Raw genomic sequence first — 21410 nt, forward strand, 5'->3', positions numbered from 1 at the left:
TTATTTTGTATATTTTAAAAAACAAACTATTAACATACAAAAATACTAAAAGTGCCCTTTCCTTGAAGCAAAATATTTCTTTAAAGTGCAAAATATTACTAAAAAATAGCAAAAACAAACTCATTCTTTCCAAATAAAGAGCTATTTTCTTTAGAAAGAAGGTGTTACAGTATATAAAAAATATAATGGTCTGCTTTTAATTAAAGACCCCTTAAGAGCAAAAAGGGAGAGTGAATGTGTTGCAACAAAAAAAACAGAGACAAAAAACACCCAAGATAAAATAGAACAAATCCTTTTTGCCCAAACCGATAAAGAAGATATTGCTTATTATGAAAATGAAGAACTTCAAAAAGCCACAGCCATCGCGGTAAAAGCTTTTAATCTCCATCAGACGGGAAAAAATACCATCTGCTTTGAGCAAAATTTAACCCGTAGTAACAGACCTATAACCGTTATCACGCTTGTCAATGATAACAAACCCTTTCTTCTCGATTCTATTTTAAATGTTTTTAATCAACACAAAAACCATATCTATTTGATTGCACACCCCATTATTGATTGTGCTTCTGGAAAACGCATCAGTCTGATGCAAATTCACATCGAGTCATTAAACAAACAGCAAATACAAAAACTTGAAAATGAACTCACCTTAGTTCTTGAACAGGTTAATGCTGCTGTACAAGACTGGAAACCTATGCTTGAAGAAGTTGAAAAGCAGATTCATGCCTACCAAATAAGTCTTCCCCCACACTACAAACAAGAAGGCGAAAAAGCTATTGAATTTCTTCACTGGCTAATGGACGATAATTTCATTTTCCTTGGTATGCGCACTTACAACTTCATCAAAGACCAAAAACCCCTAAAATCCTTTACAGCCAGTAATATTGAACTTGGTATACTCACGGATGCTTCTATTCATATTGTTGACGATAAAAGCATGAAAGAACCTCCTCAAGAAGTTTTATCCTTCATGGAAAGCGATAATCTGTTTATCGTGACAAAAGCGAACAGCCGCTCCAAAATTCACCGTTCTGTTTGGCTCGATTATATTGGTCTTAAAATCTTTGATAAAGAAAACCAACTCTGTGGAGAATTACGCATTGTAGGGCTTTTTACCTCCTCAGCTTATACACGTTCTATTTTGCAAATTCCTTTCTTAAAAGAAAAAGCCCGAACTATTATTCAACGTCTTGGACACAATCACGCCGATTATTCAGGTAAAGCACTCATCAGTGCTTTAGAAACCTATCCAAGAGATGAAATGTTTCGCTCTGATGTTGATACATTGACAGAAAACACTAAGCTTATTCTACAATTAGATGAGCGCCCACGTTTACGGGTTCTTGCCCACACTGATTCTTTTGGACGCTTTGTTTCTATCCTTGTCTACGTACCGCGTGACCAATATAGCAGCAGCTTGCGTGAAAAAGTTGGCGAACATTTTGTTGAGCTTTATAAAGGTGACTTTTTTGAATCTTATCCGCTATTTTTGGAAAGCACCCTTATACGTGTCTATTATATCATCCATCGCAAAGGAAACGAAACTGTTCCCCTTCATGAGCGCTCCACACTTGAACAACATGTACGTTCGATTGCACGAAGTTGGGAAGACAGGGTTCAAGCCATCGCTCTTACCCAGAAAATAACAGAGCAACAAACACGTCTAGCCAGTGAATTCCCCAACAGCTATCGTGATTTATTTTCAGCTGAAGACGCTATTAACGATGCCGGACATATTCTAAGTCTTCATGATGAAAAGCCCCTTTTCGTTATCTTTTATCACGCACAAAACAAAGAAAAACAGTACATTTCTCTTCGGCTTTTTCACCGCCATGAAGCTCTTGCCCTTTCCAAACGTGTACCACTCCTTGAAAATATGGGGTTTCGCGTTATTGCTGAACAAACCCTTGAATTACCAGATGGCAATGGGCGCTCTGTGTATCTTCATGATATGCAGCTGGAAAGTACTTTCCAGCGCTGTATCGATTTTGAAAAAGACGGGCAAAAACACGCCGAAACCTTTGAAGCCATTTGGGCACAAAATGCTGATAATGACGGCTTTAATGCTCTCACACAAACAGCTGAGCTTGATTGGCATGAAATTGTTATTTTGCGCCATTATGGGCGCTATCTCCAACAAGCTGGAATTCCTTATTCGCAAGATCGCGTTGCCCAAACTTTAAATGCATATCCTGACATTACCCAAGATCTTTATGCTTTATTTCATTTAAAATTTCATCAAAGCCATACAGAAAAAGAACGGGAAAAAAACCAACAAGTTATTCAAAAGCGCATTGAAGAAAAATTACGGAAAGTCTCTGGTTTAGATGATGACCTGATCTTACGCCGTTATTGTAACCTTATCGAGGCGAGTTTACGAACGAATGCCTTTACGCCTCTTCCTGATGGAAATCCACGGCGTATTTTAGCCACCAAATTAAATCCACGCCAGATTGAAGGTTTGCCTGAACCGCGACCTTACCGAGAAATTTTTGTTTATGGACCAGAAGTTGAAGGGGTCCATTTGCGTTTTGGACCTATCGCTCGTGGCGGCATTCGTTGGTCTGACCGTGCATTAGATTATCGCACCGAAGTGCTTAGCTTAGTCAAAGCCCAACAAGTTAAAAATGCAGTTATCGTTCCTGCAGGTGCAAAAGGTGGCTTCTATCCCCATCGGCTTCCCCAAACAAATGACCGTGCTGTCATCATAGAAGCAGCACGACAAGCTTATACAGACTTTATCACAGCTTTGCTCTCCATCACAGACAATCTGATTAACGGCAAAATAAGTTCTCCCCATAATGTCATCTGTCATGATGACCCTGACCCCTATTTTGTTGTCGCGGCAGACAAAGGAACAGCAACTTTTTCTGATACAGCCAACGCCATCAGCCAAGCAAATCACTTTTGGCTCGATGATGCTTTTGCCTCTGGAGGCTCAGCAGGTTACGACCACAAAGACATTGGTATTACAGCTAAAGGTGCATGGGAAGCCGTCAAAAGACATTTTAGAGAATCATTTAATCACGATATTCAAACAACGCCCTTCACCTGTGTCGGTGTTGGCGATATGTCTGGTGATGTCTTTGGCAATGGAATGCTGCTTTCCAAACAAACAAAATTGATTGCCGCTTTTGATCACCGCGATATTTTTATTGATCCAGATCCGAACATAGACGAAAGCTATGCAGAGCGTACGCGTCTCTTCAAACTGCCTCGCTCAAGCTGGCAGGATTACGACCAAAGCAAATTATCAAAGGGCGGTGGTATCTTCTCACGAAAAGAAAAAACCATTACTCTCTCACCTGAAGCAGCACAAGCCATTGGTTTCGAAAAACAAACAGGAACACCCTTTGAAATTATCTCTGCTCTTCTCAAAGCCCCTGTTGATCTTTTATGGTTCGGTGGCATTGGTACTTATATCCGTGCTGCAACAGAAAACGATGCCCAAGTAGGTGATCGTGCAAATGATGCAATACGCATTACCGGAGAACAAGTGCGTGCAAAAATTATTGGCGAAGGGGCTAATCTTGGTGTTACACAACGTGGACGAATTGAATATGTCTCAAATGGTGGTCGATGCAATACGGATGCCATTGACAATTCTGCTGGTGTTAATTGTTCTGATATTGAGGTCAATCTCAAAATTGTTCTTGCATCAGCACTACGTGCCAAAACGTTAACCCGCGAAGATCGCAATAAGCTCTTGAAAAAAATGACGCCTCAAGTCGAGCAACTCGTCTTGCGCAACAATTATCTACAACCTCTTGCGCTTTCTTTGGCGGAAAACCAGAGCACTGCTGATTTGCCCTATCAAATACGCTTTATGCACGACTTGGAACAAAAAAAGCTTCTAGATCGCAGAGTTGAAATACTCCCTGATGAGCAAATTTTACGACAAAGAACAACCCAAGGCAAAGGTCTTCTCCGTCCAGAACTCGCCGTTATTTTTGCCTATGCTAAATTGACCTTAAAAGAAGAAATTGCTAATAGCCCCATTGTTGATGATCACTATTTCAATACAACCTTGCTGAACTATTTTCCAACCCAAATTCAAGAAAATTTTAAGAAGGAAGTTATTAACCATCAATTGCGTCGTAATATTATCGCAACGCTGATTGCCAACGATATTGTAAATCGTGGAGGCCCCACTTTTGTTAATAGACTACACGATGCAACAGAACAAAAGACTGAAAATATTATTCGCGTTTTCATTGCTATCCGCGATGGTTTCGAAATTCCTCAATTGTCTGAGCAAATTGATAAGCTTGATAATAAAATACCCGGTCTTGTCCAAAATAAATTCTACGCAGCAATGACCCCAATGCTCTTTGAAACAACCAATTGGGGTTTGCACAACATAGATCTCTCACGTCCATTAGAAGAAATTGTAAAAACAATAAAGCAAGCCCGTAGCGTTATTGAAAAAGAGCTTATGCATTCTCACGACAACGATATTAAGCAAAAGATTGAAGAAAAAGCATTACACTACAGTGAAGAGGGAGCACCAAAAGCATTAGCGAAACAATTAGCTCTCTTGGAAGCTGCTTCAACAATCTGTGATATTTCTTTAATTGCAAAAAAAAGCAACAGTGATCTTATTAAAACCGCAGAGATCTACTTTTCACTTGCGCAAATCATTCGTATAAACCGCATTAACGAAGCAAGTCGTATAATCCCTGTAGTAGATTATTATGATAGTATGGCTTTAAGCCAAGCCAAAGAAAATGTTTCTGAAAGCTTTCGGCAAATCGTTATGAAAATCCTCAAAAATTATGGAAAGAAAAAAGATCCTTTTGACACTTGGAAAAAAACAGAAGAAGATCATATTCACAACATTACAAACCGCATTAGCGCCCTTATTGAAAATGATCTCAATATTTCTCGTTTTACTTTTGCAGCAGGATTGATTTCTCAACTTCAAAATATTGGCTTTCAAACCTAAAGCAAATACAAAATGACCCACTCAATCTCCCGTTCTATCCCACCACCACGACAAACCAACTAAGACAGAGCAGAAGTTTGCATTTTAGACATAACACCAACAATAAAAATCTCGCTATTTATCACAATAGAACTGTTTGCAACAATTTCAAAAAAAACACCAGGATTGATTTCTCACCCTAAAAACATAAACTTTCAGACTTAAAAGCAGTACAAAACAGCTAAGCTTTTGCTCCGTTCTATCCCCCCATGACTAATCAGCAAGGGAAGAACGAAAGCCCTATCCTGCATTTTTAGACAGAGCACTCAAAATAAAAAATAAATTCAGATTTTACTGTCAAATATCCTTCATCATAAAAATATAATATATTGATTTACAATCATAATTTTATCATTTTTATGATAACTGATAACCCGATATTCTAAATTTGTCTCATTTAAAATCTGTTTATATTCAATCAATTAACCCCATTTCCCCTTGCATATTGCAAATGGGAAAGCCGAATAGATAAAAACAGTAAAGAAAAGACTAAAAATGCCCCTCATAAACCGCCTCAAATGCCAAAATCCGCAGTAACATTTGGAGTTAGCAAATATAATATGATGGTGTTGCCCCAGCTTATTACTCCATAACCGAAAAGATGGTAGCCCTTAATGGCTCTATCGTTATACCATTCATAGGCGGCATCGGAAATAAGAAGCACTGAGAAATATTTTTTTAAACAAATACGTAAATATGCAATACAAATATATTCTGTTTTACGTGGAAGACACATGGCTTCATTAAAAAACATCAGAAATAAAAGGATAAGCTTAATCTATCATTTAAAATGATATAACTGTAACTGCTTTTGAAATGCGTAAAATCGAATAAAAAATGACAGTAAAGATGGATGTTGATTTTTCCCTTTACAACTTCATATTCTCCTCCAACTAGGCTATTTACTGGTTTTAAGAGGTTACTCCCAAACAGATATATGCAATATACTCATTCCATATATAAAGAAAAAGGTTCCTAACAAGCACCACACCACCTGTATAAAAAGGCAATTCAGCATACTTTAAAATGCCACTTTTTCCATACAAACACTGTTACTATATGTAGTTTGATATAAGATTTTGTACTAAGTGAAAAGAGGTTGGACGAATTAGGAGTAGGTGGTAATTTTTTATTTTTATAGCTATTTTTTTTACCATTAAATACGCATTTTGTTAAAATAGATTTTGACACTCTAAAATTGCAAAAAAGTATGAAAATCAGAAAAAATCGAAATTTTGTGGTAAAAATTAAAAAAGGCTTTGGTACAACACCTAAAGCGGAGCAAGACGACCAAGTTTTAAAAAGCCTAATTTTACCCACCCATTGTTAATGAGCAAGGAAAGAACGGGAGCGCCGTCCGCATTTTTAGGCAAAGCACCTAAAATAAAAAATAACGCTTGAAGATTATTGGTTTGCGTGGGAAATAAGCGCTGCAGAGTGTCAAGAAGCTTCATAGACTGAATAAGGACAAGTTCAAATTTTGCTGTCAAATATCCTTCATCATCAAAAGAAAAAGGTCCACTAATACGCACTGCACCACCTGTATGAAAAGTCAATTCACCTTGCTTTAAAAGTCCACTTTTTCCATACAATCGCTGTTGCCAATTTTTTCCTTCATTTTCAAACAGAAGAGAGGCATCATTTAAAATCCATTTCAAATTGCCATCAATTTTAGGAATATCAACAAAAGAAGATTTTAAAAAGGGAGAAGCATCAAAACCGTCAAAAGTTATATGTCCCGATAAATCATTCTTTTCATGTTTAAGATCAAGTCGAAAAAATTCTGCCGTTATTTTTGGGGAAGCTTCTTTTGGCTCTAACGGCTGAATAATCACGTTATGCGTATTTTGCAAAGATGCCTGATCTTCAATATTTTCTTGTGTCGTTTTTTTATCTGTCGTTTGTGCTCCTAACGCTTCTTGAAGCTTTTGACCTTCAAGGGAAGAAGAAAAAGGTGAAATCTCAAGCCCTTCAGCTATAAACTTCAATGTCTTACCCGTTTTCCAATAAGGTTCTGTTTCAATCATCAAATTGCGCCAACTGGATACTATGGAAGTTTTTCCAGAAAAAACAATTAATGCAGGGGAATGAACATTAAACTCGACCAAATGAGGTGCATAAATTGGTGCACCAGCTGTCAAACGCCCCGTCGATAAAGAAACCCCATGTAAAGGCCAAGAAAATTGAAACTTGTCACAAACAACACCGACACGTAAAGGATAACCATCCTTGTGCACATTCTCACATACCGCCGCCATATTATGGGAAGATATTTTTGTGAATATATCAGAAACATAGTCTTCTATTTTACGTGAAAAAAAAACCAGAGCGCGCTATAAATAAATACCAAAGCAAGACAAAAGAGCCCACAAATTAAATAACTCAAAGAAAAACTTTTTTGTGATGATGGTATTTGAAAGGATTTAGACAATATTCAAACTTTCTTTATCTCTTAACTTCCTCCCCACCCTAAAAAGGATAAAGATTCCCAACCACGGTCAGTTTATACACAATCCAACTTCTTAATCGACCGGATTTTATCTACTGGTCACTTCAAGAAGTCCCTATACATCGTTCTAAAGTACAGTATCTCATAAGCTCAACAAACAAGATTTTCTTAAAAAAACCTTTACACCCTTTAACAAAAAACACCTCATGTGTAAAGTTTTACATAGATTTTCTACCTCTGCCTTAAACCATACTGTTTTACAGCACAAAAAATGATAATGAATAGTGTTTCTTAACGATAAAACCATTGAGCACCCCCATCTTTACGCTTATTGAGGAGCAAAGCCAGCACCATCATTATATTTGGCTACCCCCACAATTTTGCGATAGCCCTTGGCACTTAAGACAGTTCATAAGAAGCATTTTTAGTCTTTTCTTATACAGTTTTTGCCCACACGCCAGCCCTACTTGTGACAGCAAGCAAGAGGTTTTTATTGAGTCAACATACACAGGTTTGGAATGAGAAAACCTTACGATATTCGGGGTTCTCATTCAATATGCAAAACAGTAAATTATTTATATAAATCAATGCGTTGTCAATAATCACACAAGTACGGGCGGTGTACAAAAAATCTGGTGTAATGCGCTTTCAAACCATTGGCTCAAAGCTCGATCATAGATTAAACGACCTTTCAAATGTGCACAAGCAGGTTGAGCACCTTTTTCAGTCAATTTATGTGCCGAACGCACGACCAAACGCCGCATCATAGCGCGTGTAAACTCAGCATGAAACTGCAAGCCCCATGCATTGTTTCCATAACGAAAAGCTTGTGTAGGATATGTATTCCCTGTTGCCAAAAGCATTGCCTCTTTCGGTAAATCATAAATACCTTCATCATGGAAATGGTAGACCATTTCTGGCCAATTCATCAATTCCTTCCCTTGTGGGGTTGCTTCTAGTGGATACCAGCCGACTTCAACAGTCCCATCACTTCTTGTACCAACGCGCCCCCCTAGATTTCGCGCTAACATTTGTGCTCCAAGACAAATACCCAAAAAAGGCTTATTTTCCTTTAGTGATAACGAAATCCAATCAATTTCCTCACCAATATAAGCTTCGCTGTCATTCACACTCATCGGCCCCCCTAAAATAACAACACCGGCATAATGCTCTAATGTATCAGGGAGTTTTTGTCCAAAAATAGGACGATAAATATCAAGAACAAAACCTTTTTGTTGTAAAAATTTTCCCAAACGACCAGTATAGGTAGACCGCCGATGAATAACGACAGCAATCCTTGGTTTGTTATTTTTTTGTTTTTTATCAAGACATCTCTGATTTAAAAACATTTTTTAACCAATCACCTCTGCTACCAAGCAAAACTTTATTTTTAAAGCATAAGAGAATAATTTTATTGGAAAAGACTAACGATATTTTTTCTTCTAGGTCAATTGTTTCTTCTGAGAAAACATTCGTATTATCACATTGGTGCAATTTAAAATAAACGAAACTTTTTCCTCGATAAAGATGTGTCTTCTTCTGTTTTAACCCCTGGATCATCAACATTTAAATGAATTTGACTGAACATTTTTACATCTTGTTCTTTTATATCTTGTTTCTCCACCTGCGCATTATGCAAAAGAGAATTATCTATAGGTGTTAATTTTTCAAGCTTCTTATCTTCAACATCATCACTTTTTCCCATAACATACTCTTTGTCTTGCTTTTTCGGCACAATATTGTCCGCCTCTAATGTGAGAGAAGGCATACAGGGAGGCGCCTTCCATTCAAAACAGCCCAAACGTCCACTGATTGGAGAAACCGCTGACCAAGAAGAAAAAATGGACCCATCACACATCCATACTGGATCACGTTCAGCACGAAGTGCTAAAGAAAGCCATTGACGCACAGCACCTTGATTGTTTCCCTGTGCCTCTTCAATATCTGCCAACAATAAATAAACACTTTCCCGTGGATGACATTGTAATGCTTTTTGTGCCTTCTCTCTTGCTAATGCTGTTTCACCAGCATCCAAAGCTGCTTTAGCAATAAGGAAAGCCGACTCAAATGCATCTTTATTATAAGAAGCAAGTGTCTTAGCCCTTTTCAATCGCCCAATGGCTCCTTCTTCTCTTTCAAGATAAAGCGTCCCCAAATCAGGATGAGGATTCTTTTGCCAAGCCGCTATAATCATTTTATCCGCTTTACGCGTTTCATTTAACTTATAAAGAATATCAGCAGCAATAACTATTATTGGAACAAAATCAGGCGCCAATTTATGGGCTTTCAAAATAGCTTCACGTGCTTGTACAGGATGTGTATCAAACAAAGAAAGTGCCTGCCCACTTAGTAGTAAAACCTGTATATGCTGCCGCTCTGGAGTCGCGCGAGCAGAACGCGGGAGAGCTTTTTGCGTTCTTTCAAAAACAGTAAGTGCCTTATCCCATTTACCTTCAGCACTTAACCGATCAAGCACCGCCTTATGCGCCCATAAAAGTGCTGGCGATAAGGTCAGTGCCTCTTCGGCATATTGTTGCGCTGCCTCATAAGCTTTACTCTTCATTGCTTCACGAAACAAACCATAAAGTCCAACCAGTTTTGTCGGATCTTCCTTTCTCATCTCCTCATAAAGACCGATGGCGCGAACAGAGTCATTTTGTAAAGACAAGGTTTGCGCCTGTAAGAGTTTTACCAATGGCTCTTGTTTTCCTGCAAGATATTTAGCAACCCGTGCTTCCATTTTTTGCGCAACCATACTATCACCAGCAAAAGTTGCAAGAATCCCCTTTGAAAGAGCTTCGTAACCACGCTTTTGGTGGCGTTTATAAAAATAATTGGAAAGAGCACTCGGTATGGAAAAAAAGAAAGATAATAACCACCATAAAAGCACCAGCGTTATAAAAAACAAAATAAGCACACTTAACACTGTAAGAAATGAAGCAGAAAATCTGAAATGCAAAAATGTGAGAACAAAAATACCATTGTGATTAGCAACCCACGTGAAAGCTAAACCGAGGATACAAACAACAAAAATATAAATAAAAACACGTATCATCTTGGGCCTATTTACATCTTTGTTGCTTTAAAAGATCCTTGTTGCACAGACAATAACAATTGCTGCAACAACTGTTGAATAGCAATATGTCTTTCAAGCTGCTTAACAAAATCCATTGAAACATCTTTTGCACTTTGAGGCAATGATTGCCATTCGCTCAAAGCCTTTTCGTAATCACCAGCTTGAATGGCAACTTCCATGCGTGCCGCAATAGCCTCCAGCGTTGTCCCTTCAACATTTCCAATCGGTCGCGAAACAATGAGCCCTTTTATCCACGCTAAAATTCGGTCAAAAAAACCAGCATCTGACGCAACAAGATTTTGCGTACCAACAATTGCATCGGCAACATGAGCAAAATCAACTGAAAGTTGTGCTGAACTTGGAAGACCCACAGTAGCTGTTTTTTGCAACACATCAAGTCCATTAATTGAAGGCGATAATTGTTGTAATAGCTTTAATTCATTATTATAAGATCCACCACGCTCTACAGCATTTTTTAATGAACTAATTGCAGTAAAGAGCGCGGTATCTATTTCTTTTTTCTTACTATTTTTAACAGCAGTTTCTTCCTGTAGTGCTTCTAACTGTTGTTTTAACGCAGCAAGATCATTTGCATTGCTCTGCCCAACAGACAAAGCCGTCTCTATCTCTTTCGACTTTCTAACAAAAGTTTGTACAATTTCTTCAAGAGCTTTTACTTTTTCCTCTAAAATCGCAAAAGCTTTTTTGCTTTCTTCTTTCGATAGTTCATCATTTTTCGTTGTTTTAAACTGTTGTGATGAAAAAGAAGACAACTCTGTTTTTAACGCATCGATTTCTTGAAAGACCCGCCTCAATTGTTCCTTTGTGTCTTCACCTTGACTTTTTGCGGCTTCAGCAATCTGCAAAGCTTTTTCTCCTCCAGCAGAATTTTCCACAAAAGGAGAAGGAAAAAAACCAGCCCATTGAAGCCCCATAAAAATTCCCAAAGCAATGAATCCTCCCAAAATCCCAGAAAGGGATAAGAAAAGCCAAGTTGTACTAGAGGGACTTTTATCCTGACCTTGCATATTCTGTTTTTCTCGCGCATGAGATTCTACAGAATTGTGGATTTTTTCCTCTGAATCATGGGGAACAGCTTCATGTTCAATAACTGGTTTCTTACGGCGCGTACCAGCATAATGTGGTTTAACTTTTGGTTTTGAAGAATCGACCATCTCTGTCACTTTTCGTGCACACTTTTTTTAATGATAAAATAATAAAATGAAAAAAGTTTTAAAAACGCAGCTTTTCTCAATAATATTTACAAGTATCGCCTTTAATAGACAAGTTTTTAAAAAAACATTTGCATTTTATACTCGAAAATACAGCTTTATTTTTTAATCAACGATATCATAAAATTCAAAGAAATAGAAAAAACAATTCTAAGAGAAATACTTTCCATCTTTTTCTGTTCATGGTACGCACGCAAGAAAGAAGCTTCAATATAAGGTTTTGTTTAAAATGCGTCTGCTGGGAATAGAAACAAGTTGTGATGAAACGGCAGCAGCTGTCATTGAATATAACAATGAATCAAACAGCCGAATTCTTTCCAATGTTGTTTGGAGTCAAATTGATCACCATGCACCTTACGGCGGTGTTGTTCCTGAAATTGCTGCTCGTGCCCATGTTGAAGTTCTTGATCATTTAATTCTGCAAGCACTAACAGAAGCAAATACAAAATTAAAAGATATTGATGGCATTGCAGCCACCAGTGGTCCTGGTTTGATAGGAGGATTGTTGGTAGGCGTTATGAGCGCAAAAGCACTCTCTCTTGCCACTGGCAAACCATTTATTGCGGTAAATCACTTAGAGGGACATGCTTTAACAGCTGTGTTAACGCACAACGTCAGCTTTCCTTATTTATTACTTTTAGTTTCAGGAGGTCATACACAAACAATCATTGTTCATGGAGTAGGCAACTACCAACGTTTAGGAACCACCATTGATGATGCATTAGGAGAAGCCTTTGATAAAACTGCAAAACTTTTAGGTCTTCCCTATCCTGGTGGACCAGCACTTGAAAAAGCAGCTTTATTTGGTGATAAAAATCGCATTCCCCTTCCACGACCTTTAAAAGGTGAAAAACGGTTAGATTTTTCTTTTTCCGGACTAAAAACTGCTGTTCGACAAGCCGCAACAGCCATAGCTCCCCTTACAGAAAATGATATTGCAGACATTGCTGCAAGTTTTCAAGCCGCCGTGACCGATACAGTACATGATCGTATTCACCTAGCCCTACAACACTTTGCCCACCAATATCCTCTCTCTCATGATCAAGAAAAGCGTTCTCCTGCTTTGGTTGTCGCAGGCGGTGTTGCCGCAAACCAAGCCATTCGCTCTACGTTGCAAGACCTTGCCCATCAACATGGTTTTGAATTTATAGCCCCTCCTCTTTCCTTGTGTACCGATAATGCTGCAATGATTGCTTTTGCCGGTGCACAAAAACTCGCACGAGGAGAAACAAGCTCTCTTGACATTGCACCCCGCTCACGCTGGCCATTAGATGAAAACGCCGCGCCCTTGATCGGGATGGGACGCCGTGGAACAAAAGCATAATAAAATTGACGTCCCACACACACCTTAAAGAACGAAGATTTCTACTCAATCCGGTCTATAGATAGCCCGAATTCTCTATCGAGCAGCTTCCACCTGCTTCCCACTCACACAATTCACTTAACCCAAAGCTCGACACGTAAACCTAAATATTCACCACATATTCTGAAAACCTTCATGTTTCAAAAAACTGCCTTATATCATTACATTTCAAATGACGGTATTTTACAGCATAATAAGATCTACTCTCTCCCACGAAGCATAGATATGAATGCCATTCGTTGACCTCTTCATCTTTGACCATTCATTCGTTTCATTATCATTGTAATCTTAAAGCTTTTTAGAACCAATTTTCTTCATTTTTTCCCAAAAACTCTTATAGTGACCGCATTTCAAACCATAGCTGAAAAGATAAGAAAAGAGCAAAATACCTTTATACAACATGAAATATCAATGGAGCGCGTCTCTCTATTTTGAAACAAGAAAAAAAAGATAATAGCCGTTCTTTACCCCATTTTAAAAATCATCGTTGATGGTATTACAAAGATACTTATAAAAATGCATAACAATCTATGAAAAAGGAGAACTCATGGCTTATTGGCTTTTTAAATCTGAACCCCATAAATGGTCATGGGAGATGCAAAAGAAAAAAGGAGTTAATGGCGAACAATGGGATGGTGTACGCAATTATCAAGCCCGTAATAATATGCGTGCTATGAAATATGGCGATAAAGGTTTTTTTTATCATTCAAATAAAGGTTTAGAAATTGTAGGAATTGTAGAAATATGTGCTGAAGCGCACCCTGATTCTACAAGCTCTGATCCACGCTGGGAATGTGTGGACATCCGTGCACTTTGTGACATGCCAACACCTGTTTCATTAAAACAAATTAAAGCCAATCCCAAACTAGCAAATATGGTGCTGGTCAAAGCTAGCCGCTTATCAGTGCAACCCGTAACAGAAGATGAATGGAAAGAAGTCTGTTTGATGGGCAACCTTAAGGAGGAAATGCTTTTATCTTAAAACAATAGTTTTTTATTCATTAACTCATATAAAAAGATGCTTCGTAGCGCAGAAGAATAAGCTCAACACATCCTTCTGTTGAGGTATTCTTATGCTAAATGCATAAATATGATATTTTTTATCCTGCACTCTTTCTCAATACAGTCTCCTTCCAAATTACACAAAAAACCTCTTTATGATGCATCTTTTCGGCATTGCTAAAGGCAAAGCTTGCTCAACGATTATAATAAGCACCACCACGAACATAACACACAGCCCCCTTCACACACAAATGCAACAAAAAAACAAAACTGAACGTGGATAAAAACAATAAAAACGATCGTGAAGTTCTCCTAAACAGTGCATATGTGCTAGGTGTTGCACAATTCTCTTCACGCTTAAAAAACGCATCATATTGCGTGTTCATTGTTTTGCATGTTGGACGAGTGCGCCTCATGCCGCAGGATTCTCTCATTCCCAACCTGTTTATATTGAATCAATCAAAAGCTATTTGCTTGCACATTACAAGCGGAGAAAGTCCCATATGGATAAAAACCGTGAAAGAAAGGACTAAAAATTCCTCCTATGAATCGTTTCAAGTGCCAAGGGCTGTCCGCAACACCCACGAGCTGGCAAAGTGAATGATAGTGCTAGCTTGTTTCTCCATAAAGCGTAAAGATGATGACACTCAATAGCTAAAACACGTTCTAGAACATAAAAAACGCTTCCAACCAATACGTAAAATACTCTGCAGACGGAATACCTTCTTTTCAGCAAGCAACCATTAGAAATTATAAAAGTTTATTTTTTAGAAGCGCTCTTTTTTAATTTTTCTCTTTTAATTTTTCTTGCATGAAATCTCATTTTTCATGAAACTATACCAATCAGTGCATCAACATGCCTATAAGGAACAACATGAACCACTATACTCTTTTAATCGTTGAAGACGATGATCTACGCCCCATTTTAGTAGAACAATTGCAAATGCATCAAGAGTTTAAAATTTTCCAAGCAAAAACAGCAGAAGCGGGAATGAGAATAATCCAAGAAGAAAATATTGATCTCACTATTTTGGGACTTCAACTTCCTGATCTTGATGGTTGCAAAGCAGTTAAACAATTACGCTCCCAAGGATTTCGTGCCCCCATTATCATGATAACGAATTATGATACAGACTGCGATAATATTTTAGATCTTGAAACAGGCGCCAATGATTATGTGACAAAACCCTTTCGCTTTGCGGTGTTATTAGCGAGAATTCGAGCACAGTTGCGCCAATATGAACAAAATGAAGACGCAACCTTTCATATTGGTCCCTATACTTTTAAACTAAGACAAAAACTTCTTCTTGATCAATGCAACAATAAAATCTGTCTCACAGAAAAAGAAGCAGCGATCCTTAAATGTCTCTATTATGCCAATGATAAAATTGTCAGCCGTGAAACATTGTTAGAACAAGTTTGGGGATATAATGAAAATATTGTCACCCATACTTTAGAAACCCACATCTATCGTTTGCGACAAAAAATCGAAAACGATCCCTCCAATGCACAAATTCTCATGACAGATCAAAATGGTTACCGTTTAAATCTTTAATTCGAGATTTACTGTTTCAAAAATAATTTTAATATCCTAAATGAAAACAGAAACGAGATGAAAAAAACTTTGCGTATAATTCAAATGCTATTACATAAAACTTACTCTTATCTGCACTCTTATAACAAAATATATAACATTATGAATAAAAAACGAAATATTCAACATGAGAACCAGAAACAAAAATGCTTTCAAACCTCACGATATACTTTGTAACTTCTGTTTCACATGCTTTTGTTCTTTCTAAAATTTTTAATATGTTCCGCATATAAATAATCGTGATACCTTTTAGCAACATTCTTGATCATAACTATCATCTTTAGATGAGTGCTATTTATGATTATTTTTTTCAGAAAAACCGCTCCACGCAATGCTTTATCTCATATTCACTAGCCTAAATTGAGAGATGTTTTTTATCTTTATAGTTTTCCTCCATTCTTTATGATTTTATCTCCTCTTAAGAGGTTGTATAATTAATGATATAACGCTAAATGTTTATCCTAACGATAAAGCCACTGAGCACCACCATCTTTACCCTTATAAAAGAACAAGCCGGCACCATCACACACTTTGTTAGATTTCAATGTTGCAGAGGAGCCCTTGACACTTGAGAGATGGTTCATAAGAAGCATTTTAATCCTTCCTTGTACAGTTTTTAACCACCATGAACCATATTATGCAAGATCCCTTGGACTCTGCTATTTTTATGCTTACGAAGATACCAGCATTTTTTCTCTTAAAATGTTTCCACTATTCATGAAATATGGTTCGGTATATAGATACTTGAGATTTTTTATTTACATGCCAATTCCACATATAATGTACAAAAGAATATTTTTTAATTGTAAATGCAAAAAATTGAAATAAGAGAATCCTTCTATATTTGCGGTTCTTATGCCAATGGCAAAATGATTAATTATCTTTATAAATTAAAATATTTCGCACTTGTGGTGATAACGCAGGAATAAAAATACGTCGCGACTGACGACGCTGTACGAGCAAACCCTGATAAACACGTTTTTGTGCCTGACACATTAAGAGTCCACCAAAATAAGGCAAAAGATAGCGTGCAAATGGCTCATAAAAAAATGAGAACAACCGCGAAACATAACCCGTAGAGGGCATATAATGTACAATTTCTTGTATTGGCCCAGAAACAAAATTTGTTTTTTCGAACAAACGAGTAATTTGTTGCCGACTATAGGGTTCGCCATAACCAAAAGGCGTAGTAATATTGCGCGCCCAAAAGCCAGAGCGATTAGGTACAATAACGATCAAGTGGCCATTGGGTGCTAAAACACGCCATATTTCATTCAACGTTTCAAACGAATTTTCTGTATATTCTAATGCATGTACCAATAAAATACAGTCAACTGACGCATCAGGAAGTGGCAAATCTTCTTCAAAAACAAGCGCTGTAGCAACTTGCTCAGCACAAGGCCAAGGCGAAGCACCCTGAGAAGCTGGCATAAAAGCAAAACATTGTTGGGCACGTTCACGCAATGTAGAAAGATAAGGAAGCGCATAACCCAACCCCATAATCCGTTTATCCGTAAGATCAGGCCACCATAAATTCAATTGGTCACACAGCGTCTTTTGCACACGCAGCCCAAGTGCAGAAGCATAAAAATCTTTCAGCGTAACGATATCCAACTCAACATACCATGTAGAAACAAATTTCAAACATTACAGATTTTCATATACCAAACTTATATGGACTTCTGCTCTTTTTCCGCAATAGCGAACATTTTAATATTTCATATTTTAAACTTAAATGATCAAAAAATCAGTACAGCAGGATAATTATTGCCTTACAAGCGCTTTAATCATTTTTTGGGAGATGAACTCCATAGAGGTTCTTCATACACTGTTTTTGACATCAATTAAGAAAAAAGCCAACACTGGTTAATTAAAATGAAGCAATCTTTCAAGATAGTTTTTTTCTTCTTCTGAAAGATGCTCTTTACCAAGACGTTTGCGAATTTCATCCAAAATCTGCCGCGTACGCATTTGATCACTTTCTTGTGGTAGTGCCTCGCCTTCTTGTTCTTCATCTGTTTTTGAAGAAAGTGGACGTCCTAACGGATCTTTAGGACCAGAATCAGCATTTTGATCATCTCCCGTTTCTTTGAGTGTTTCGCGCATTTTTTTCAAAACATTTTGTGCACCTTGCCTCAAAGATTCCAAAGCATCAGACTGATTTTGTATAGATACCTGATGATTTCCATTATCAAGAGCATTTTCCGCAGAATTCATTTTTTCTTCTGCCATTTTCAACGCGCCCCCTGTTTCAAATCCTTGTTCTGATAATTCTTTTTCTAATGTTGATAATTCAGACTGCAATTCAGCTTGACGTTTTTTTAAAGATTTTTTTTGTGTTTCTGGCACATCTTCTCCGCGTTTTTGTTCCATCTCTAACTGATGTGTTTCATTGAGAATTTCTTGCTGACGACGCATTAAATCTCCAAGCTGGTCCATCTTTTCTTTCATTTGTGCAGATTGGCTTTTTTCTCCCTCATTTTGATTGCCTTTTTGCACATGCAAATGATCAAGCGTCTGTTCAACTTCCGCCAAGAGTTGTTCAGCTGCTAAAGAAGAGCCCGTTTTAGCCATTTCCTCAATTAAATTTAGCTTTTCTTGTAATGTAGATTCAGAAAGATTAGGACTTTTTGAGCTTTTAGAATTTTTAGAAACTTGACTATCCGGTGCTTTTTCAGCCAAAGCACGAATATACTCATCCATAGCTTGACGTAAATCTGCCATAAGCCGTTCAATTTCTGCCGCTGAAGCACCGTAACGCAGTGCATCACGTAAAGCAGCTTGTGCTTGTTTTAACTTTTTTTGCACGGATTCAAGCTGATTATCTTCAATACCCAAAGCAATTTGCCATAAATAATCCACCACATCGCGCAAATCCTCGTCTGTTTGTGCTAAAGAAAGTCTTGTCCACGCACTTTGTAGAACAATAAAATGCGATGCATTTTGCAACCCCTTTTCTGGACGCACAAGCAAAGCAGAAAGCATATCCAATACACGCTCTTTCACAGAAGCATCAAGCGCTAATAGACGACGCAATTCAACCACTGCGCGTGCAACAGGATTCGAAAAAACACGCTGTGGTAATATCATAACAAAAGTTTTGCTACGCCCTTTCTGCCCCGCACCATCTTCTGCCACCAAAGTAATTTTGACTTGCGAACCTGCCCATGGATGCGCTGATATATCCTGCACCATTCGCATTTTCCCCTTTCCACCACGCGGAAGAAGAAGCTCTATTTCCGGAGCATTATAAAGAGAAGAAGCACTTTTATTCTGAGGAAGAAAAGGCTCTATTTCAACAAAAGCCTTTGTCACACCATAATCATCATCCACCACATATCGTAACTCCAACGATCCCGTTAAAATCCTCCCTGGTTTTTCCAGCCAATGAATTGTCGGAAGCTTGTCCTTAATTATCTGCAAATGCCACTGCTGTTTTTTACGACGTGATGATACAAATAAATTTATTGAATGCTTTAAATGTGTTTCAAAATGAACGATTGGATCATTCAAAGCTGTTTGTTCCGTTTTCTCTAAAAACGAAACTTCCCTCCCATCTTCTACAGACTTTGCTTTTACTGTAATACCAGCTCCATTGACAACACGCACAACAACATTACTCCCTTCAGGGATTTCTAGTTGTGTTTTCTCATCTTTTGTCAAATAAATCGGTGCCACACCGGTATAAGCTGGGGGTGTTACCCAAGCATCAATCCGCATGAGTTTTTCATCAACGACAGGACGAAAATCAAAGGCATCAGCCAAACGCCCCCCTTGTGAACCAAAAGAAAAACTAAAAGCGCACACAAAAAGAAGAGCACACAAAGCCCTCAAAGCCAAAGGATCATAATCCGCACTATTAAGAGAGATAAATCCAGTTTTTAAATGGTATAATTGCTTTGCCATTCGGCGTTGATGTTCACGCCAAATAACAGCACTAAAATCTTCATCATTTTCAGAACATAAACGATCTGTCTGAATATTCAAAGGCTGGTGTCTAAGATCATTGACGCGTTCAAGGCGGCAATTTACTTCCCGCATTGTGGGAAACCGAAAACGAATAAGAAAAAACAAACTCGCCCCAGCACAAACAAGTATAACCCCAAGTAAGAGCAAATGTGACCAATAGCCCAAAATGCCAAAAAGTCCCAACCAGCTAAACGAACAAAAGAGACTAAGAACGAGGAAAAATGGCAACAACCGTACCCACATCCGTTCAAATGAAAGGATCCCCCACATCAAAATGCGCACACACAAAAGCTTCATTGCAAAACCTTTGATGTTTTTATTTTTCATAAACAAGCATTTATCCCCTTTTATCGTGGTGCATTAAGATCATAAACCCCATACAAAACAATTTCTAGAAAATAAATTGTTTCATCAAAGTTTAGTAAAAATAAGACCCAAAATATTTAATAATGCTCAATCTAATTTGGGCTCAATCCAATCTGGAATATGATCACAGCCTATCAATTGTGCATAATCAAGGCGTGGACGAATGACTGCATAACGCGTATCCTGAACCAAAACTTCCGGCACCAAAAGTCGACTATTATAAGTGCTTGCCATCACTGCGCCATAAGCCCCTGCTCCTGTTAACATCAAAACATCACCCGCTTTCAACACTGGTAAAGAACGTTCCAAGCCTAAATAATCACCAGTTTCACAAATAGGACCAACAATATCAGCATTAATCAGAGGGGCATCTACTGGTGTTTTTTTCACTGGCATTACATTTTGCCACGCATCATAAAGCGTTGGACGCATGAAATCATTCATCGCCGCATCAACAATAACAAAATTTCGTCCTTCCCCCTTTTTTAAATACACAACCGATGTCACCAACACACCAGCCTCACCAACAATACTACGCCCAGGTTCTAAGATAATATTGATCCCTAAAGGCGCAATATGTTTCTTTACCAGTGCTGCATACTCAAAAGGAGAAGGTACTGGATGCTGCTCATAACCATAAGAAATACCAAGCCCGCCCCCAATATCGATATGGGTTATCGCATAACCATTATTCCGTAATTGACGCACAAAATCTGCAACAATAACAAATGCATCTTCAAACGGTTTTAAATCACAAATTTGACTGCCAATATGGAGATCAACACCACACACATGAAGACCGGGCAATTGGGCTGCTTTTTTATATGCATCACCCGCCAAAGACAGTGGAATACCAAATTTATTCTCAGACTTACCTGTTGTAATTTTCTTGTGAGTCTTAGCATCCACATCAGGATTAATACGTAAAGAAATACGAGCCGTTTTTGAAAGCGCAGCAGCCCGCGCCGATAATTGTTCAAGTTCTGGCTCTGATTCAACGTTAAAACAATAAATATCTTGTGCAAGAGCAAAATCTATTTCTTTCACTGTTTTACCAACACCAGAATAAACAATATTCTGCGCAGGAATACCAACAGCAAGTGCACGCCGTAATTCCCCTTCTGAGACCACATCAGCTCCCGCTCCATTGTTAGCTAAAAGTTGTAAAACCGCTTGATTGGAATTCGCTTTAACCGCATAAGCAATTAAACTCGGCATATCATGAAATGCATTCTGATAATCTTTAAAATGTGCAACGATTGCGCTAGCTGAATAACAATAAAAAGGTGTTTCAACTTTCCGCGCAAGTTCCAAAAGCGAAAGACCTTCAGCGTGGAGCACACCCTGATGATAAGAAAAAAAACGCATAAAAATC

The 21410-nt window shown here is 38.0% G+C and carries 12 protein-coding genes; 4 read left to right on the forward strand and 8 right to left on the reverse strand.

Annotated elements, in window-relative coordinates; all coding sequences use genetic code 11:
* The first annotated feature begins 280 nt into the window (after positions 1-280).
* Entirely contained in the window at positions 281-4945 is a 4665-nt protein-coding gene (locus ACFILD_RS05825) for an NAD-glutamate dehydrogenase (protein ID WP_375664923.1), read from the forward strand.
* Positions 4946-6255: 1310 nt separating this feature from the next.
* Here ACFILD_RS05825 and ACFILD_RS05830 read toward each other — a convergent pair.
* The 4 genes from ACFILD_RS05830 to ACFILD_RS05845 all read right to left on the reverse strand — a co-directional run bounded on the left by ACFILD_RS05830 (position 6256) and on the right by ACFILD_RS05845 (position 11684).
* Positions 6256-7242 (reverse strand): DUF2125 domain-containing protein, encoded by a 987-nt coding sequence (locus tag ACFILD_RS05830; RefSeq protein WP_375664880.1) that lies wholly within the window; start codon positions 7240-7242, stop codon positions 6256-6258.
* Positions 7243-8035: 793 nt separating this feature from the next.
* Positions 8036-8782, reverse strand: a complete 747-nt coding sequence (locus ACFILD_RS05835) for a glutamine amidotransferase (RefSeq protein WP_273790078.1) — start codon at positions 8780-8782, stop codon at positions 8036-8038.
* A 146-nt stretch (positions 8783-8928) separates the two neighbouring features.
* Entirely contained in the window at positions 8929-10488 is a 1560-nt protein-coding gene (locus ACFILD_RS05840) for a heme biosynthesis protein HemY (RefSeq protein ID WP_375637327.1), read from the reverse strand.
* Between the two features lie 11 nt (positions 10489-10499).
* Positions 10500-11684 carry a COG4223 family protein gene (locus ACFILD_RS05845; RefSeq protein ID WP_375663351.1) on the reverse strand — a complete coding sequence of 395 codons (1185 nt, stop codon included), beginning with the start codon at positions 11682-11684 and terminating at the stop codon, positions 10500-10502.
* A 286-nt stretch (positions 11685-11970) separates the two neighbouring features.
* On the opposite strand from ACFILD_RS05845, the gene tsaD reads away from it, so the two are divergent.
* From tsaD to ACFILD_RS05860, 3 genes are all read left to right on the forward strand, one after another.
* Positions 11971-13065, forward strand: coding sequence for a tRNA (adenosine(37)-N6)-threonylcarbamoyltransferase complex transferase subunit TsaD (gene tsaD, locus ACFILD_RS05850; protein ID WP_375664881.1), 1095 nt, complete (start codon positions 11971-11973; stop codon positions 13063-13065).
* A 586-nt stretch (positions 13066-13651) separates the two neighbouring features.
* Complete coding sequence (locus tag ACFILD_RS05855) at positions 13652-14086, forward strand: EVE domain-containing protein (RefSeq protein WP_273790082.1); 435 nt, start codon at positions 13652-13654, stop codon at positions 14084-14086.
* An 894-nt stretch (positions 14087-14980) separates the two neighbouring features.
* Complete coding sequence (locus ACFILD_RS05860) at positions 14981-15661, forward strand: response regulator transcription factor (protein ID WP_273790084.1); 681 nt, start codon at positions 14981-14983, stop codon at positions 15659-15661.
* A 500-nt stretch (positions 15662-16161) separates the two neighbouring features.
* On the opposite strand, the gene ACFILD_RS05865 is transcribed toward ACFILD_RS05860, so the two are convergent.
* The 4 genes from ACFILD_RS05865 to lysA form a co-directional block, all read right to left on the reverse strand.
* Entirely contained in the window at positions 16162-16293 is a 132-nt protein-coding gene (locus tag ACFILD_RS05865; protein ID WP_375630682.1) for a DUF4102 domain-containing protein, read from the reverse strand.
* Between the two features lie 280 nt (positions 16294-16573).
* A complete protein-coding gene (locus tag ACFILD_RS05870) occupies positions 16574-17344 on the reverse strand; it encodes a class I SAM-dependent methyltransferase (protein ID WP_273790085.1) in 771 nt (256 codons plus the stop codon).
* 222 nt (positions 17345-17566) lie between these two features.
* On the reverse strand, positions 17567-19996 hold the full coding sequence (locus tag ACFILD_RS05875; protein ID WP_375664882.1) for a TIGR02302 family protein: 2430 nt from the start codon (positions 19994-19996) through the stop codon (positions 17567-17569).
* Positions 19997-20122: 126 nt separating this feature from the next.
* On the reverse strand, positions 20123-21403 hold the full coding sequence (lysA, locus tag ACFILD_RS05880; protein WP_375657998.1) for a diaminopimelate decarboxylase: 1281 nt from the start codon (positions 21401-21403) through the stop codon (positions 20123-20125).
* Positions 21404-21410 lie beyond the last annotated feature (7 nt).

Source organism: Bartonella sp. CL162QHHD (assembly GCF_042195435.1).
GTDB lineage: Bacteria > Pseudomonadota > Alphaproteobacteria > Rhizobiales > Rhizobiaceae > Bartonella.

Coding starts and splice junctions, on each gene's coding strand:
- ACFILD_RS05830 (WP_375664880.1), bottom strand. CDS start 7,242: ATGGCGGCGGTATGTGAGAATGTGCACAAGGATGGTTATCCTTTACGT.
- lysA (WP_375657998.1), bottom strand. CDS start 21,403: ATGCGTTTTTTTTCTTATCATCAGGGTGTGCTCCACGCTGAAGGTCTT.
- ACFILD_RS05875 (WP_375664882.1), bottom strand. CDS start 19,996: ATGAAAAATAAAAACATCAAAGGTTTTGCAATGAAGCTTTTGTGTGTG.
- ACFILD_RS05860 (WP_273790084.1), top strand. CDS start 14,981: ATGAACCACTATACTCTTTTAATCGTTGAAGACGATGATCTACGCCCC.
- ACFILD_RS05835 (WP_273790078.1), bottom strand. CDS start 8,782: ATGTTTTTAAATCAGAGATGTCTTGATAAAAAACAAAAAAATAACAAA.
- ACFILD_RS05840 (WP_375637327.1), bottom strand. CDS start 10,488: ATGATACGTGTTTTTATTTATATTTTTGTTGTTTGTATCCTCGGTTTA.
- ACFILD_RS05855 (WP_273790082.1), top strand. CDS start 13,652: ATGGCTTATTGGCTTTTTAAATCTGAACCCCATAAATGGTCATGGGAG.
- tsaD (WP_375664881.1), top strand. CDS start 11,971: ATGCGTCTGCTGGGAATAGAAACAAGTTGTGATGAAACGGCAGCAGCT.
- ACFILD_RS05845 (WP_375663351.1), bottom strand. CDS start 11,684: ATGGTCGATTCTTCAAAACCAAAAGTTAAACCACATTATGCTGGTACG.
- ACFILD_RS05865 (WP_375630682.1), bottom strand. CDS start 16,293: ATGCTTCTTATGAACCATCTCTCAAGTGTCAAGGGCTCCTCTGCAACA.